Source organism: Bradyrhizobium sp. SZCCHNR1098 (assembly GCF_032489375.1).
Lineage (GTDB): Bacteria > Pseudomonadota > Alphaproteobacteria > Rhizobiales > Xanthobacteraceae > Bradyrhizobium.
In genome coordinates, this window is record NZ_JAUEXY010000016.1 from 98842 (window position 1) to 114384 (window position 15543).

15 protein-coding genes are annotated in these 15543 nt (G+C 64.5%); 7 read left to right on the top strand and 8 right to left on the bottom strand.

Annotated features, from left to right (window positions below; all coding sequences use genetic code 11):
• Positions 1 to 66 precede the first annotated feature (66 nt).
• Both ureG and QX135_RS28320 read left to right on the top strand, forming a co-directional pair.
• On the top strand, positions 67 to 690 hold the full coding sequence (ureG, locus tag QX135_RS28315) for an urease accessory protein UreG (protein ID WP_316234390.1): 624 nt from the start codon (positions 67 to 69) through the stop codon (positions 688 to 690).
• A 296-nt stretch (positions 691 to 986) separates the two neighbouring features.
• A complete protein-coding gene (locus tag QX135_RS28320; RefSeq protein ID WP_315734572.1) occupies positions 987 to 2642 on the top strand; it encodes an HWE histidine kinase domain-containing protein in 1656 nt (551 codons plus the stop codon).
• 142 nt (positions 2643 to 2784) lie between these two features.
• On the opposite strand, the gene QX135_RS28325 is transcribed toward QX135_RS28320, so the two are convergent.
• Positions 2785 to 3333: a sigma-70 family RNA polymerase sigma factor gene (locus QX135_RS28325; protein ID WP_006612137.1), complete on the bottom strand. Its 549-nt coding sequence runs from the start codon at positions 3331 to 3333 to the stop codon at positions 2785 to 2787.
• Positions 3334 to 3570 carry a NepR family anti-sigma factor gene (locus QX135_RS28330; RefSeq protein ID WP_315734569.1) on the bottom strand — a complete coding sequence of 79 codons (237 nt, stop codon included), beginning with the start codon at positions 3568 to 3570 and terminating at the stop codon, positions 3334 to 3336.
• A 196-nt stretch (positions 3571 to 3766) separates the two neighbouring features.
• On the opposite strand from QX135_RS28330, the gene QX135_RS28335 reads away from it, so the two are divergent.
• Positions 3767 to 4570 (top strand): response regulator, encoded by an 804-nt coding sequence (locus QX135_RS28335; protein ID WP_315713838.1) that lies wholly within the window; start codon positions 3767 to 3769, stop codon positions 4568 to 4570.
• A gap of 86 nt (positions 4571 to 4656) precedes the next feature.
• Here QX135_RS28335 and QX135_RS28340 read toward each other — a convergent pair whose 3' ends face one another.
• Entirely contained in the window at positions 4657 to 5097 is a 441-nt protein-coding gene (locus QX135_RS28340; RefSeq protein ID WP_316234391.1) for an energy transducer TonB, read from the bottom strand.
• A 420-nt stretch (positions 5098 to 5517) separates the two neighbouring features.
• Between QX135_RS28340 and QX135_RS28345 the strand changes: the two genes are divergently transcribed.
• On the top strand, positions 5518 to 5955 hold the full coding sequence (locus QX135_RS28345; protein WP_316234392.1) for a hypothetical protein: 438 nt from the start codon (positions 5518 to 5520) through the stop codon (positions 5953 to 5955).
• Positions 5956 to 6028: 73 nt separating this feature from the next.
• Here QX135_RS28345 and QX135_RS28350 read toward each other — a convergent pair whose 3' ends face one another.
• The 3 genes from QX135_RS28350 to QX135_RS28360 form a co-directional block, all read right to left on the bottom strand.
• Positions 6029 to 6472, bottom strand: a complete 444-nt coding sequence (locus QX135_RS28350) for a hypothetical protein (protein ID WP_315753398.1) — start codon at positions 6470 to 6472, stop codon at positions 6029 to 6031.
• A 103-nt stretch (positions 6473 to 6575) separates the two neighbouring features.
• Entirely contained in the window at positions 6576 to 6947 is a 372-nt protein-coding gene (locus tag QX135_RS28355; protein WP_316234393.1) for a DUF883 family protein, read from the bottom strand.
• Between the two features lie 80 nt (positions 6948 to 7027).
• A complete protein-coding gene (locus QX135_RS28360; protein WP_316234394.1) occupies positions 7028 to 8146 on the bottom strand; it encodes an AI-2E family transporter in 1119 nt (372 codons plus the stop codon).
• Positions 8147 to 8358: 212 nt separating this feature from the next.
• On the opposite strand from QX135_RS28360, the gene QX135_RS28365 reads away from it, so the two are divergent.
• Complete coding sequence (locus QX135_RS28365; RefSeq protein WP_316163337.1) at positions 8359 to 9105, top strand: L,D-transpeptidase; 747 nt, start codon at positions 8359 to 8361, stop codon at positions 9103 to 9105.
• A gap of 15 nt (positions 9106 to 9120) precedes the next feature.
• The gene (locus QX135_RS28370) at positions 9121 to 9777 is read left to right on the top strand and encodes a DUF2865 domain-containing protein (protein ID WP_316234395.1); all 657 of its coding nucleotides are present in this window, start codon (positions 9121 to 9123) and stop codon (positions 9775 to 9777) included.
• Between the two features lie 13 nt (positions 9778 to 9790).
• On the opposite strand, the gene QX135_RS28375 is transcribed toward QX135_RS28370, so the two are convergent.
• Positions 9791 to 11884 (bottom strand): HAMP domain-containing methyl-accepting chemotaxis protein, encoded by a 2094-nt coding sequence (locus QX135_RS28375; protein WP_316234396.1) that lies wholly within the window; start codon positions 11882 to 11884, stop codon positions 9791 to 9793.
• 174 nt (positions 11885 to 12058) lie between these two features.
• Between QX135_RS28375 and QX135_RS28380 the strand changes: the two genes are divergently transcribed.
• Complete coding sequence (locus tag QX135_RS28380; RefSeq protein WP_315734551.1) at positions 12059 to 12214, top strand: Thivi_2564 family membrane protein; 156 nt, start codon at positions 12059 to 12061, stop codon at positions 12212 to 12214.
• 72 nt (positions 12215 to 12286) lie between these two features.
• Here QX135_RS28380 and QX135_RS28385 read toward each other — a convergent pair whose 3' ends face one another.
• Complete coding sequence (locus QX135_RS28385) at positions 12287 to 14455, bottom strand: malate synthase G (RefSeq protein WP_316234397.1); 2169 nt, start codon at positions 14453 to 14455, stop codon at positions 12287 to 12289.
• Between the last annotated feature and the right edge of the window lie 1088 nt (positions 14456 to 15543).

Here is a 15543-nt window from a genome sequence, read left to right on the forward strand (position 1 = left end):
AGCGGGGCAAGGGTTGCTCCGATCACGGCCCCGCGCGGTCGCGCGAACGATAGAAGGGTAGATGACATGGCATCGTCTCACGGTCCGCTCCGCGTCGGCGTCGGTGGCCCAGTCGGGTCCGGCAAGACTGCGCTGATGGATCTCCTGTGCAAATCGATGCGGGAGAACTACGACATCGCCGCGATCACCAACGACATCTACACCAAGTGGGACGCGGAGTTTCTCGTTCGCTCGGGATCGCTGACCCCGGATCGTATTGCCGGCGTGGAGACCGGCGGCTGTCCGCACACCGCGATCCGCGAGGACGCGTCCATGAACCTCGCAGCCGTGGCCGACATGCGCGCGAAGTTTCCTGGGCTCGACTTGGTGTTGATCGAGTCCGGCGGCGACAACCTCGCGGCAACGTTCTCGCCGGAACTGGCCGACATCACGATCTATGTCATTGACGTCGCGGCGGGCGACAAGATCCCGTCGAAGGGCGGGCCGGGTATCACCCGCTCCGACCTTTTGGTGATCAACAAGATTGACTTGGCGCCCCATGTGGGCGCTTCTCTGGAGAAGATGGAGACGGATGCCAAGCGCATGCGCGGCGCACGGCCCTTCGTCATGACCAACCTGAAGAAGAGCCAAGGGCTTGATCGGATCATCGGCTTCATCGAAGACAAGGGTGGTCTCAAGCCGTCGGCGTGAGCGCGGGGACTGATCTGCGTCGCACCGTTCTTCGTTGCGCGAGGTATCTGCTGCAATGGCAGACGCAAAAAAGCCTCAACCGGCCGGAACAACTTGAGCCCCTGGGTGTTGCCTCGGCCCGGGGTGCGCCTTGCTCAAGGCGTCTCGGCGGCCGATGGACGGCCGGTATCCTGGGATCGCTTTCCGCTGATCGCTCCGATCGCTCCCGTCGCCCCGAGGTGCGTCCTTGAGTTGCAGGCCCGGTTATTGGATGACTCGTCTCGTTCGCCACCAACCCTTTACCTCAGAGTAAACGAGTGCTCCGGCTGGGTGTCATCATCGGCTTGATCGCGCTGCTCGGGACGGCGCTATCCGGCTTGGCTGCCTACCGCGTACACGACCAGGAGCTGGCGCTCGATCGCATTGCGCTGGCCCGCGCCATCGACGTCCATGCCAGCCTGGTGCAGGACCGGCTGACCGAACGTGAGCTGCTGGCCCGGGTGGCCTCCGGGCTGTTCCGCGCTCCCTCCGTGATCAAGGCCAACATGCTGGAGCCGCTGCGATCGTCGATCTACGCGTTCAAGACCGACTTCGTGGTGGCGTCGTGGATCGCACGGCTGCGGCCGGATGAGTTTTCCATTGCGCAAGCCGAGCTGCGCCAGGCCGGCTTCCCGAATCCGACCATTCGCAATTTCGATGACACGCCGCTGGGGCCGAACGTCGATCGTCCGTTGGACGTTCTGATGGATCTCGAGCCACGCAATGCCGAGACCTCCAAGCTTCCCGGTATTGCCCTCGACCGGCAGCCGATTGTCGGACCGATGCTCGCGCGGGCCATGGCTGAGGGCAAGCCGGTTGCGTCCGATCCCACCCCGCTGGTGCGGAGCGATGGTCCGATCGGGATCGTGCTGGCAGCCCCGGTCGTCCCGCAAGGCGCCACTGCACCGGCGGGCTTCGTGACATTTTCGTACGAGATCGGGCCGCTGCTGCTTACCAATGACGATCTGTCGTTGTTCTCGGTGGCGTTGAAGGACCCGCGCAACGCGTCGGACGAGCTGGTTGCCAATGATCAGGGGGCGGTGACGAGCCGGACCCGCGGGCCGGACGATCCTGCTCCGTCGTCGACCCGCACCGTGGCCTTCGGCAATCACGACTGGTCGTTGGTCTATTACGCCAAGAGCAATGCGGTCCGGCGTGCGCAACAGACCGCGGCGATCGTCGGCGTCATCGGGATGGCGCTCACCGGCATCATCTGCGGCCTGTTCGGCTACGTCGCCTACAACAATCTGCGCCTGAGCCGCGAAATCCAGGTGCGGATCGGCTTCGAGCGCCGACTGACGGCGGTCATCGACGAGCTGAACCACCGGGTCAAGAACATCCTGGCGGTGATCCAGTCCATCGTGACGCGAACGCTGCGTCATGGCAGCGACATGGACGTCGCGCGCGAGCTGCTGATCGGGCGGATCCATGCGATGTCGAACGTCGTCACGCTGCTCAGCGAGAGCCAGTGGCAAGGCGTGCAGCTGCGCGGGCTGTTCGAAGCTCGCGCCATCCCGCATGCCGAGAGGATTGCGGTCAACGGACCCGACATCACCGTGAGCGCGCGTGCCGCGCAGAGCCTTTCGCTGCTGTTCTTCGAACTCGCCTCGCACTCGGACGAGGGCCTCTCGCTGGTGGGAAAGCACCCGCACATCACCGCCAGATGGGAGGTGACGGGCGAAGAGCCGAATGCCGTCTTCCACTTCCGTTGGGAGGAATTGAATACCAGTGAAGCGACACGGCGGCCCGACAGCGATTTCGGACTGATCCTACTCGATCGCGTTGCGCCGGAAGCACTCGGTGGCACGTCAAAACGCTTCTTCACCGAGGCGAGCTATGTCTATGAGCTGACCGCTCCGATGGAGACCGTCATCGACATGACCGAGCGCGACCGCACCGAGCAGTTCTCCGCGCCGGTGCATCCGCCGCGATAGCTCGCCGGGCTCGTCAGTGAACAGGATATCAAGGCGCACGATGCCCGGCGAAACTGTTCAACAACAACAAGTTCAACAACAAGAAGAGGCGGCTCTTTCGGGAGCCGCCTCTTTGCTGGCTTGTTTGCGACGGCTTGGCTGATCAGCCGCCGCTGCCGCCGATCACCGCCCGCACGGTCTCGTCGGGGCCGAAATCCTCGGCGCCTTCGACATAGAGCAGCGCTGCCAGCTTCGAGCGCGCGCGGTTCACGCGGCTCTTGATGGTGCCCACCGCGCAGCCGCAGATCGCTGCCGCATCCTCGTAGGAGAAGCCCGATGCACCGACTAGGATCAGTGCCTCGCGCTGGTCCTGAGGCAGCTTCTCGAGTGCCGCACGGAACTCCTCGAACTCAAGATGCGCGCCCTGCGAGGGATGCGTCTTGAGCGTCTTGGCGTAGTTGCCTTCGGCATCTTCCACTTCGCGCCGGCGTTTGCGGTAGTCGGAGCGGAACAGGTTGCGCAGGATCGTGAACAGCCAGGCAGGCAGATTCGATCCCGGTTGGAACGAGTCGATGTTGGCCAGCGCCCGGAGCAGGGTTTCCTGCACCAGGTCGTCGGCGCGATCGCTGTTACCACTTAAGGAAATCGCAAATGCGCGAAGGCTGGGGACGGCCGCGAGGATATCGTCCCGCAAGGAATCAGTGAGAGGCATTCACTCCCTCCCGTCGGTTTGGTCGTTGGATCCCCCGCCGTTTTCCACGTGGGACTGTGCTGCCGGCGCATCAAGCTTCCGCACCAACTCCGCGAAGCGGTCCGGCACTCCCTGACGGACGACGTCGTCGTACATCGCGCGGAGTTGATGACCGATCCTGGATTGAATTTCCGCGTTCAGTCCGCCGGGCTTGCGCGGTGCCGCATTCTTGCTGGCTTGAGACTTTACATCTTTCATGACCTTTTCCACGTTTCCCCGAGAGTTAAGTCCCTGAAGCTTCAAGAATTATTCTCGCCACCGAGAGGGTCTGCCGGGAACTAATGCGACGGGGCGACAAAAGTTCCACGCGTTTGGGGAACTTTTCGTCGGTTCGGGCGTAATCAGCCCATGATGGAACCCGGGCGGGAAGCCCAGATGACCGAATGGAGTGGGGATGAGCCGATCACAGCTTGTTGCTGAACATTTGCCGCTGTTGCGCCGGTATGCGAGGGCCCTCACCGGCAGCCAGGGTTCCGGAGACGCCTATGTCGGAGCGATGCTCGAGGCCCTGATTCAGGATCCGGCTCTGCTGGACGAGCGCTATGGACCGCGGGCTGCGCTGTTCCGGCTGTTCACGCAGATCTGGAACTCGGTGGCCCTCAACGACGACGCCGAAGTGGCGACCCTGCCGATGCCGCCGGAGCGGCGGCTCTCCAACATCACGCCCTTGCCACGCCAAGCCTTCCTGCTGCTCTCGCTCGAGGGTTTTCCCGAGGAGGAAGTGGCCTTCATCCTCGATATCGACGTTGCCGAAACCCGCCGGCTGGCGGATGCCGCCGGACGGGAGCTCGCCGCCGAAATCGCTACCGATGTGCTGATCATCGAGGACGAGACTTTCATCGCGATGGACCTCGAGAGCCTGGTCAAGAATCTCGGCCACAACGTCATCGGCGTGGCGCGAACCCATGCCGACGCGGTGGCTCTCGCCAAGAACAAGAAGCCCGGTCTGATCCTGGCTGATATTCAGCTCGCCGATGGTTCGTCCGGCCTGGATGCCGTGAACGAGCTGCTGCGCACCTTCGAGGTTCCGGTGGTCTTCATCACCGCCTATCCGGAGCGCTTCCTCACCGGTGAGCGGCCCGAGCCGGCGTTCCTGATCTCCAAGCCGTTCCAGCCGGCCATGGTGTCGGCAGTCGCCAGCCAGGCTCTTTTCTTCCAGCGCAACTCGCGCAACCGGATGCCGAAGCCGGCGGCCTGATCAGGTCACGGTGTACGATGTCGTCCCGGCGCGTTCGTCATGGAGCGCGCCGGCTTCGTTTGTAGCCCCAACAACAAAGGGCGAGATCAGCAGCCGCGGCAGACGCCGTCGAGCCGTGCCTTTAGCACCGCGTCGTTCGGCTTGATCTCTCGGAACTTCAACCTGTTCTCGTCGAGCTGGAAGATTTCAGACGTCCGCCGCGGCGCGAAGACGATTGGCACGAGAAAGGTCAGATCACCATCCGCCAGCTCCGGCGGCGGTGGAGCAAATGGCTGGGCTCGCTCGACCATGGCGACCGCTTCCCGGTCGAGCGCCGGATCGCCAGTCGTTTCCGCCAGCACGGCCGAGATGAGATGACCCTCGCGGTCGATGTGAAACAGGACCTTGGCTGTTCCGCCCTCGCCCGAGGCCTGCAACGGGTAGCGGCGCTGAATCTTCAATTGCGCGACCAGGCTCTTGATCCAATTGTCCCTGGCGCTTTCGGCAGCTCCAATCGCAGGAAGGAGGCCTACGAGAGCCAGAGCCAATCCAATCCCCCGCCATACGCCGACGCTATCCAACGTGCTCAGCATTTCGTCCCCACGCGCGGACCATGAAGTCAGCCGCGCTGCTCCAACATATACCTCAGACGAAATGGGGATAAAGCGCCGCGACGGGTGGGCGGAGATCTGACCGGTAGTGCTGGATCAGAAAAGAATGCGGGGCACCGCCGGCATCACCACGGCAGTGCCCCGCGTCGCCGGTCAATGGGGCAGGGGGAATAACCGGCTGCCGAGATGACGCGTGACCCGAAAAGTCGTTCCGTGTGAGACCGAATTTTTTGACGCCATAAAGCTGAAGAATGTCGCCGCAGTTTACACACGGTTAAGTGATTTGCCCAACCGAGAACCCGGTTCCTGCGACTTACGTTGGTATGTCGATCGCCTTGCGGCGAGGGGAGCAGAGACATGTCGCAGACCAAGAAAGTTGTCGTTTTGGGTTCGCTTGCGGCTTCCGCCATGCTCGTAGGCGCAATGCAATTGGCTTCCGGCCATGATCTTGGCGCCGGCCTGGCGGTTCAGAACCCCACTCGCGAGACGATCGTCGCAACAGCGAATGACGTGAACCGGGCCGCCAAGTCTGACCGCGCCAACCAAAGCGGTACTGCGGCGCCGTCACAGACTGTGTCGATCAAGCTGGCTGCCTTCGCGGATACCTCCTTCCTGGTGCGGCTCCCCGTCAACCCCACGGGTGTAAGCGCGGGCTCCTCGCCGTCGCCGCAGAAATCGCAGCTCATCACCACCGGCAACGAAAAGGCTGCCAAGCACCAGGTGGCGTGCGAGCCGTCGGTGTCGGTACTGACGGAGATCGCCAAGCGCCTGCAACCGGGACGGTGTGTGACTTAGCTACAGCAGCGCCGCACCCGGTCCGAGGCGTAAGCAGTCGATCAACGCCGGGCAATGACGGTCAGGGCAGCCCTCACTCCGCAGGCGTTTGCTCCTCCGCCGCTTGGCGGCTGACCATGAATCCGAGCGCCAGACCGCCGACAGCCAGAATGGGAATCAGCCGTTTGATGCCGATCATGCGGACGATCTGCAGGCCGCTGGCCAGCAAAATCGGATCTGCAAAAGCAGATTGTACTGCCGACCGCGCCGTTTCCGCGGTCCGCGCAGCACGGCTCGCGATCGCGCGCTTGCGCGCCATGTAGCTGACTGCGGCGATCAACGTCACTACGAAGAAGATGGCGGCTCCGGTGAGGCACGCGGCCACGAGCCCGTATCGATTCAGCACGGCGACGAAAGCTGCGGCGCACAGAAAGCTCGTGGTGACGAACAGTCCGACCGCTGCAGCGATCGCGAGCGACGTGAGCCGAACGGCATGCCCGGTCGATTCCTGGAAGTCCGCAATCAGGCGCTGCAGCATGTCATTACCCTCGGCGTCTCATTCATCTGCGCAACAAACTCAAATCGGCGCCGAAGACGCGGCGCCGAAACAAGACAAGCCTCTGGATTTCAGGGGTCGCCGCTTAGCGCCTCCAAGCGGCGCCGATGAGGAATCCAAGTCCGAGCGCAAGACCCACGGTGGCAAGTGGGCGATGGGAGATCACGTCCTCGAGGCGCTCCTCGAGTGAGTTTGCGGCATCCTGGGCTGCACCAAACATTGCGGTGCCCCGCCCGGACATGTCGTCGAACGTCTGCTCCACGTTGTCGCGTGCCTGGCGATAGCCGCTGCGGGCCTGCTTGCTGGCCTGCCCCGCGAAGGCATTGAGCGCATCGGTGATCTGTTCGGTGAGAGCTGCGATATCGTTTTTCACGGCGTGGACATCCTTCTGCAGGCGTTCGTAGTTCGCTTTGTCGACGAGATCCTTCAGGGCGGTCTCACCGTCAGTCGGTGGCATGGCAAGCTCCCGGAGCAAGGTGATTGCGTCTGCTCGACAAACGCGGGGTCTCGGCCGAAGTTCCGACGGTGGAAACCGAATTAGTCTGCCGGCAGTTGCGGCGAATCGTCCGGCAGCAGGTGCTCCTTCACGATGAGGGCGACGATCAGGAGCGGCGAGGCGAGGAAGGCTCCCATCGGGCCCCACAGCCAGGTCCAGAATGCCAGCGCGATGAACACCGCGAGTGCGTTGAGCGCAAGGCGCCTGCCGATGATGGTCGGCGTGACGAAGTGGCCTTCCAGGAAGGTGATCGCGGCGAAGATGGCGGGCGCGACCATGCCGGCGCTCAAGGTCGGGAATGCGATTGCGCCGACCAGGACGAGCACCGCGAACATCGCGATGGGCCCGATGATGGGGATGAAGTTCAGCGTCGCCGCAAGCGCCCCAAGGCCGGCGGGATTGGGCATGCCGGCGATGGCGCAGGCGAGGCCGGCTGCAATGCCGACACCGGTGTTGATGAGCGTCACCGTCAGGAGGTAGTTGCCGAGGTGCAGCTCGAGCTCGTTGAGGATGCGGAGCGTCCGCAGCCGGACCTCGTGATCACCAAAGGTCATGATCAGCGCCCGCCGTAGATCGCGCCAGCTTGCGATGAACAGCACGAGCGTGGCGAAGAACAGTAGGAATTCGGTGAAGGTCGGCGACAGGAATTCGATCGTCGGCTGAACCCAATCGAATTTGGGCAGCTCCAGGCTGGCCGAGGCCGGTGCGCTTCCGCCGCCGATGGCCGCCTGCATTTCGTGCCACAGCGCCAGCGGCCGATCGAAGACGTGCAGCTTCGACTTGAGCGTGGCGGCAAGCTCGGGAAGGCGATTGGTCCAGTCCAGCACCGGCGCCGAGATCAGGCCGATGATGAAGGCGAGCCCTGCCGCAACCGCGAGCACGATCAGCACGGCGCCCACACCGCGCGGCACGTGGAAGCGTTCGAGAAAGTTGGCGGCCGGCGACAGCATGGTGCCGACCACGAACGCCATCACGATCGGGAGAAAAAATCCCCGGGCGACATAGAGGACACCCGTGACGCAGACGGCCGTGAGGATGATGAGAGCGATGGCGACGACGTCAACCCGTCTGATCACGGGAGGTAATTCTTGGCGACTTTCATTCGGGGCTGAATCGTCGTTCCCGCTGGCGAGCAGCCGCTCGGTGGGAAGTACACGCACCATGAATCTCCCGATCGAGTCGTTCGCGCACAGCTCGCGTGACTTGTCATCTAACAGCCGGGGGGGCATCCGGTTCCGTCGCGCAAACGTGAGAGCCTACATGCTTGACTGACGCAGGGCGACCACACCGAAGCCGGAACTACGACGCGACGTTCGGCGTTTGGAAGGTAATCACGCATCGCACCGCGATGCTCGCATGACAGGGGCATTCCATGACACAGCTCGCTTCCGGCCATCGCCGCAATTCGCGGCGGACGGCTTCGCTGATCGCCGGCGTCGCGGTCCTCTTGCTCGCAGGTGCAACTGCATCTCACGCCCAGATTCTCGGATATGCGTCGGTCGAGCAGCAGGCATTTCCGCCGGACGAGGCGACGGCATCTGCGGTGCAGGATGAGGACAGCCGGCTGCCGGACCGTCTGCGCCGCACGATCGTCAACCTCGATACGCGGGAAGCGCCGGGGACGATCATCATCGATACGAGCAACACCTATCTGTACTACGTGCTCGGCGGCGGCCGTGCATTGCGCTACGGCGTCGGCGTCGGGCGCGAAGGCTTCACCTGGGCCGGCGTGCAGACCGTGACACGCAAGGCGGAGTGGCCGGACTGGCATCCGCCGGCGCAGATGATCGCGCGCCAGCCCTATCTGCCGCGCTTCATGGCCGGTGGCCCGGGCAATCCGCTCGGCGCGCGGGCCATGTATCTCGGCTCCAGCGAGTATCGCATCCACGGCACCAACGATCCCACGACAATCGGCAAATTCGTGTCGTCGGGCTGCATCCGCCTGACCAATGAGGACGTCTCCGACCTGTTCAGCCGGGTGCAGGTTGGGACGAAGGTCGTCGTGCTGCCGAAAGCCGCCTCGCTGCAGGCGCGCACCAATGCCGGCCGTGCGCCGCGCGTGACGTCGCTGCCGTCGGGGCGGCAGGCGATGTCGCTGCCGGTTGCGGCCGTCAATTAAGCGGGGAGTTGTGTCATGAACGGCCGACGTGCCCTCGCTGCCATCGCAGTGGCAACCATGGCAACCGCGGGCGCGTTGGCAGCGCCGACCACGGCGGGAGCGCAGGATTTTATCTCCGCGCTGTTCGGCGGCTTCAATGCGCCGCAGCGCCAAGCGCCCTATATCCGGATGCCGTTCGCCGACGAGGCGCCGCCGGTGCAGCGTCCAGCGCCGCGCAGCCAGCCGGTCTATTCCGGTGGCGGCAGCACCGCGTGGTGCGTGCGCACCTGTGATGGCCGCTATTTCCCGCTCGGCGCCACCGGTGACCAGAGCAAGGAGGCCGCCTGCAACAGCTTTTGCCCGGCGGCCAAGACCGAGATCGTCTATGGCAGCTCGATCGACGGCGCCGAGACGGATGGCGGCAAGCCGTATTCGGCGCTGCCCAACGCATTCAAGTATCGCACCGAAATCGTCGACGGCTGCACCTGCAACGGCAAGGACCATTTCGGCCTCGCCAAGGTGTCGATCGACAACGATCCGACCTTGCGCAAGGGCGATGTCGTTGCCAGCGACGACGGCCTCAAGGTCACCAACCGGACCAGCAGCGGCAAGCGCGCCGAGCTGAACTTCTCGCCGGCGCCCGCGGCGCTGCGCGCGAAGTATGAGCGCGCGCCGGTGATGGCGTCCGACTGATCCTGCGAGACCGTCAGGCCGCGCGGATCTTGCCGAGGAAGTCCGTGACCTGATGACCAAGATTTCTGCTCTGGCTCTCCAGCGTCTCCGAGGCATTGCGCACGTTGTCGGCGGCGGCCGCAGCCGCGTCTGCGTCCGACTTCACGCCGGTGATGTTGTCGGAGACGTTCTTGGTGCCATCTGCAGCGAACTGGGTGCTGCGCGAGATCTCCTGTGTCGCCGCGCCTTGCTCCTGCACGGCAGCGGCGATCGCGGTCGCCACCTCGTTGACCTCGCCGATGATGCCGCCGATCCGCTTGATGGCGTCGATCGCGTCATTGGCGACACGTTGAATGTCGGCGATCTGCTCGGAAATCTCGTCGGTCGCCTTCGCGGTCTGGCTCGCGAGCGTCTTCACCTCGGAGGCGACGACGGCGAAGCCCTTGCCGGCCTCGCCGGCGCGCGCCGCCTCGATGGTGGCATTCAGCGCCAGCAGATTGGTCTGCGAGGCGATGCTGTTGATCAGCCCGACAACCTCGCCGATCCGGTTCGCCGATTGCGCCAGCCCCTGCACCGTGTCGTCGGTCATGCGGGCCTGTTCGACCGCGCGGCTGGCGATGCCGGCGGCATGGGAAGCCTGCTTGGAGATGTCCGCGATCGACGCATTCAGCTCCTCCGCCGCGGAGGCGACCGTCTGCACGCTCATCGAGGCGTCGTTCGAAGCCCTCGCGGCGACCTCGGCGCGGGTGTTGGTTTGCCGCGACACGTTGGTGAGGCCGGCCGACGTGGCCTGCATGTCGGTGGAGGCCTGGCCGAGCTGCTCCAGCGACCCGCGCACCAGACTTTCGAACTCCGCGACGTAGGACTCGATCGCGCGCTGGCGCGCAACTGTCGCGGCGTTGCGCTCGCGCTCCTGGGCCTCGATCGCGAGCTTGTCCTTGGCCTGCTGCTTGAACGTCTCGAGCGCGTTGGCAAGCGCGCCGATCTCGTCCTGCCGCTGGGTGTAGCCGGTGTCGACGCCGAGATCGCCGCCCGCGACCGCGAGCATGGCATCGCGCATCCGGTGCAGCGGCCGGATCACCCGGCCGCTCACGGCGGCGATCGCTGCGCCGCCCAGTGCGACGGCCAGGAGCAGCAGCGTCAGCTGGAGCATCAGAGACTCCATCGCCGTGCTCTGCTGCGCGCTGGAATGGTCCTTGGCCGCGTCGAGCGCCGCCTCGGCCAGGGCGACCGCGCTCGTCATCTTGTTCACGGAGAACGGACTCCACTGATATGGCGTCAGCTCGGGCTTCTCGCCCTTTTGCACCGCTGCCAGCAGACGTTCGCGCAGGCCGGCATACTCCGGCGTGAAATAGGCCTGCTCCGTGCCCGACATCGCTGCGGAGAGCGCCGGCGGCAAGCTCATGCCGGAGGTGGCGAGCTGGACCGCCTTCCACGCGGCATCGACGCCGCCGACCTGCTTGGTGTAGGCCAGCACCGCTTCGGGCGACACCTTGCCGGCCGTCAGCGCATTGCTGACGACGAGCGATGCTTCACCAGCCGTGTTGCGCATCAGCCAGGCCATCTGCTTGATCATCAATAGCTGATCGACGGTCGCACTCTGATGATTGACGCTGGCGGCGATATTGACCGTGATCTTGTCGAGCAGGACCAGCAGCGCGTCGAACGTCTCGCCATACTCCTTGGGCAGGCCGGCGCGGCGGGCCGCCTTCGGCTTGACGATCTCGGTCCAGAACTCGCTGTGCTCCGCGGTCAGCGTCTTGTTGAGCCGGTCGAGGTCGGCAACCAGGCTCTGGTTCTGTTGGAAGTCGATGCCTTGCAGCAGATCGAGACTGCGGTCCAGCGCAGGGACGTAGATGCCACGGGCGGAGCGCAGGAATTTCTCGGTGTCGCCGTCCATGGCCTGATCGGCATTCAGCACGCGGATCGTGGTCGAACGATCGCTGCGCATGCTGTTCATGGCCTTGAACAAGACGCCCGAGACTTCGGCAACGCGTGCGATCCGCTGGGCAGATTGCAGCCTGCTCCAGGAATTCCAGGCGTTCAGCGAGAAGAGGGCGATGACGGCGAGGGCGGCGGTGGCGATGACCGTCTTCAGCAATGAAGAAATGGTCAGGCGATTCAGCATTTTGATCTCCGGTTCCCGGCATTCGACCGCAAACCGGTAAAGAACTGAATGCAAGGTGGGTCCGTGGAACTACGGAGAAAACGGAGTGGCCAAAGTTCCGACCCGGGAACTGCAAGCCGCCGAGCGGGTTAGCTCCACAGCGCCAGCGCATTCTTCATCTCCCAGGGGACTCCCATGCTCATCAGTGCTCTCGTCACCTTCCTCGTCGTCATCCTCATTCTGTATTTGATCAATCTGTTGCCGATCGACGGCCGCGCCAAGCAGATCTGCCGCGTCGTCGTGATCGTGCTCGGCGTGATCTCGCTGCTTCGCTACATCGCGGTCATATGATCTGAGGATCATGTTACCTCTCGCTGATCAAAAAAAGCCCCGGCGGATCGCCGGGGCTTTGTGACGTCGGGCCTAAGCCTTCTCGTTCTGCTTGGCCTCGCGGCGCCGGGCGGTGAGGATGTACTCGGTGTAGCCGTTCGGCTGCGTGCGGCCCTCGAACACGAGGTCGCAGGCTGCCTTGAAGGCGACGCCGTCGAACGACGGCGCCATCGGCTGATACAGCGCGTCGCCGGCGTTCTGCTTGTCGACCACGACGGCCATGCGCTTCAGCGAATCCATCACCTGCTCCTTGGTGACGACCCCATGGTGAAGCCAGTTGGCGAGATGCTGGCTGGAGATCCGCAAGGTGGCGCGGTCCTCCATCAGGCCGACGTCGTGGATATCAGGCACCTTGGAGCAGCCGACGCCCTGGTCGATCCAGCGTACGACATAGCCGAGGATGCCCTGGCAGTTGTTGTCGATCTCCTGGCGCACGTCGTCCGGTGCCCAGTTCGACTGCGACACCGGAATGGTGAGGATGTCGCCGAGCTTGGCGCGCGGTCCGCCCTTGGCGAGCTCGTCCTGGCGGGCGTGCACGTTGACCTGGTGATAGTGCAAGGCGTGCAGCGTCGCTGCCGTCGGCGACGGCACCCAGGCGGTGGTGGCGCCCGCCTGCGGGTGGCCGACCTTCTGCGCCAGCATGTTCGCCATCTTGTCCGGCGCCGCCCACATGCCCTTGCCGATCTGGGCATGGCCGGGCAGGCCGTCGATCAGGCCCATATCGACGTTCCAGTCCTCATAGGCCTTGATCCAGGGCTGCGCCTTCATCTCGTTCTTGCGGATCATCGGACCCGCTTCCATCGAGGTGTGGATCTCGTCGCCGGTGCGGTCGAGGAAGCCGGTGTTGATGAAGACGATGCGCTTGGACGCCTGCTGGATGCAGGCCTTGAGGTTGACCGTGGTGCGGCGCTCCTCGTCCATGATGCCGACCTTCATGCTGTTCTCGGGCAGGCCGAGCAGCTTCTCGACGCGCGCGAACAAGTCGACCGTGAGCGCCACCTCGTCCGGGCCGTGCATCTTCGGCTTGACGATGTAGATCGAGCCGGTGCGGCTGTTCCTGACCTTGGAGAGACCCTTGAGGTCGTGCATCGCGAGCAGGCCGGTGACGGCGGCGTCGAGAATGCCCTCCGGCACCTCCTTGCCCTCGGAGTCGAGCACGGCGTCGGTGAACATGTGGTGCCCGCAATTGCGGATCAGCAGCAGGCTGCGGCCGTGCAAGGTGAGCGTCCCGCCGGACGGCGTGGTGTAGCTGCGGTCGCTGTTCAGCGCGCGGGTGAGCGTCTTGCCGCCCTTCTCGAAATCGGCCGACAGCGTGCCGTTCATCAGGCCGAGCGTGTTGCGGTAGACCAGCACCTTGTCCTCGGCGTCGACGGCGGCGACCGAGTCCTCCATGTCGAGGATGGTCGAGACCGCGGCCTCCAGGATCATGTCGGAGACGCCTGCCGGATCGTCCTTGCCGATGACATGGCTGCGGTCGATCACGACCTCGACGTGCAGGCCGTTGTTGGCGAGCAGGATCACGGAGGGGGCGTCGGCCGAGCCCTGGTAGCCGGCGAACTGGTCGGCGTTCTTGAGCGCGGTGGCGTTGCCGCTCTTCAGCTTGGCGGAGAGCTGGCCGGCGATCACGCTGTAGGCGGTCACGTCGGTGTGGCTGCCGGTGGCGAGCGGTACGGCGGCGTCAAGGAAGGCCTTGGCCTTGGCGATCACCTTGTCGCCGCGGGCCTTGTTGTAGCCCTTGCCGGACTCGCTCGGATCGTGCGGGATGGCGTCGGTGCCGTAGAACGCGTCATACAGCGAACCCCAGCGCGCATTCGCCGCGTTGAGCGCGTAGCGGGCATTGGTCAGCGGCACCACCAGCTGCGGGCCGCAGATCTTGCCGATCTCCTCGTCCACATTGGCGGTCTCGACCTTGTGGGTCGCGGGCTCCGGCAGCAGGTAGCCGATCTCCTTCAGGAACGCGGTGTAGGCGCCGAGGTCGAAGGCCTTGCCCTTGTTGGCGAGGTGCCAGGCGTCGATCTTGTCCTGCAGGGCATTGCGGAGAGCGAGCAGCTCGCGGTTCTTCGGGGCGAGATCGCGCAGGATCGCGCTGAGGCCGGCCCAGAACGCGTCCGGATCGATCCCGGTCTTCGGCGTGGCCTCCTTGGCGATGAAGTCGAACAAAACGGGGGCGATCTTCAGTCCATGGGCGTCGATACGGGTCATGATGAGACGTTTCTCTCGAATAAGGGCGACGTTGCGCGTGTCTTGGCTTGCTGAAATGGCCGCCTCGAAGGCGGCGTGTGCAGTGCATTTAGCGCCAAAGCGGGGGCCACGAAAGGGGGGAGGGGTATCGCAGTTGGTCGGGGGGCAGCGGACAGGCGGGCTGGTTCCGGGCGGAGTGATGCCGAGTCATTTCGCAGGACCGCCTCAGAGTTCGGCCGCGAGCCCACAACCGTGCGGAGCTCTCGGATCGGGCACGCTGCGACCCTCCCCTGGAGGGGGAGGGTCCACTCGCGACGAGCGAAGCGAGATGCGAGGCGGGGTGGGGTGATCTCTCCACGAGCGCCGGTGCGCGTGGCATCACCCCACCCCGCCGCGCATCGCTGCCGCGACGCGCGCCGACCCTCCCCCTCCAGGGGAGGGTGACAACGCAAAGCGTGCCGCAAATGGCGTTCCGACGTACACCAAACGGCTGCGGACAACTCAACGAAGGTGATCGCTCGTGGAGGTGATGGCTCATGCGACTTCGTCCTCGCGGCGCGTGATCGCGTCCGAGCTTTGCTGACGTGCCGCCCCTCGATCACGAGAGGCGCGGGGAAGGCCGGGTGCAGGCTGCACCCATGGCCCGCCTGCAGAAAAAAATGCAGGCGGCAGTCACCACAGGTACGAGCCGGACATCCGGCCTTCCCTGCGCGATGGCTCTACGGTTGCTTCGTGGTCTCCCCGGTGCGCCGGGCTTTCTGGTCACCGTTGCCTGCGCAGCGCGTTGGCGCTGTCACGCGCGTGGCATCAGCATCGGGATGCCAGGACCCCACGGCTTGGCCGTGCGCCTCGGGACTGTCCGTCGACATGATTGCTCACGCCGCAGCCCAAAGCGCCCACCGCATCCCGCACCCGACGTCCGTGACGGTCGCGAACTGTCCCTCGTGTGGGACGGGATGCGCAAAGATAAGCATGAATTCGGAAAAAAGGAAAGAGGAATATTTTTGGGCCGAGGACTGGATAGGGCAAATCAGCTTGGCCGGACGAGGGAAACAGGCTTTTCCGTGCGAGAGGTACGCGTTGAAATCTGTAGCGCCTGGTGCTATATA

What these genes read in the sequence shown, in the direction of transcription:
- ureG (WP_316234390.1), top strand. Translation starts at nt 67, where the DNA reads ATGGCATCGTCTCACGGTCCGCTCCGCGTCGGCGTCGGTGGCCCAGTC.
- QX135_RS28325 (WP_006612137.1), bottom strand. Translation starts at nt 3,333, where the DNA reads ATGCCTCTCACTGATTCCTTGCGGGACGATATCCTCGCGGCCGTCCCC.
- QX135_RS28330 (WP_315734569.1), bottom strand. Translation starts at nt 3,570, where the DNA reads ATGAAAGATGTAAAGTCTCAAGCCAGCAAGAATGCGGCACCGCGCAAG.
- QX135_RS28335 (WP_315713838.1), top strand. Translation starts at nt 3,767, where the DNA reads ATGAGCCGATCACAGCTTGTTGCTGAACATTTGCCGCTGTTGCGCCGG.
- QX135_RS28345 (WP_316234392.1), top strand. Translation starts at nt 5,518, where the DNA reads ATGTCGCAGACCAAGAAAGTTGTCGTTTTGGGTTCGCTTGCGGCTTCC.
- QX135_RS28350 (WP_315753398.1), bottom strand. Translation starts at nt 6,472, where the DNA reads ATGCTGCAGCGCCTGATTGCGGACTTCCAGGAATCGACCGGGCATGCC.
- QX135_RS28355 (WP_316234393.1), bottom strand. Translation starts at nt 6,947, where the DNA reads ATGCCACCGACTGACGGTGAGACCGCCCTGAAGGATCTCGTCGACAAA.
- QX135_RS28365 (WP_316163337.1), top strand. Translation starts at nt 8,359, where the DNA reads ATGACACAGCTCGCTTCCGGCCATCGCCGCAATTCGCGGCGGACGGCT.
- QX135_RS28370 (WP_316234395.1), top strand. Translation starts at nt 9,121, where the DNA reads ATGAACGGCCGACGTGCCCTCGCTGCCATCGCAGTGGCAACCATGGCA.
- QX135_RS28375 (WP_316234396.1), bottom strand. Translation starts at nt 11,884, where the DNA reads ATGCTGAATCGCCTGACCATTTCTTCATTGCTGAAGACGGTCATCGCC.
- QX135_RS28380 (WP_315734551.1), top strand. Translation starts at nt 12,059, where the DNA reads ATGCTCATCAGTGCTCTCGTCACCTTCCTCGTCGTCATCCTCATTCTG.
- QX135_RS28385 (WP_316234397.1), bottom strand. Translation starts at nt 14,455, where the DNA reads ATGACCCGTATCGACGCCCATGGACTGAAGATCGCCCCCGTTTTGTTC.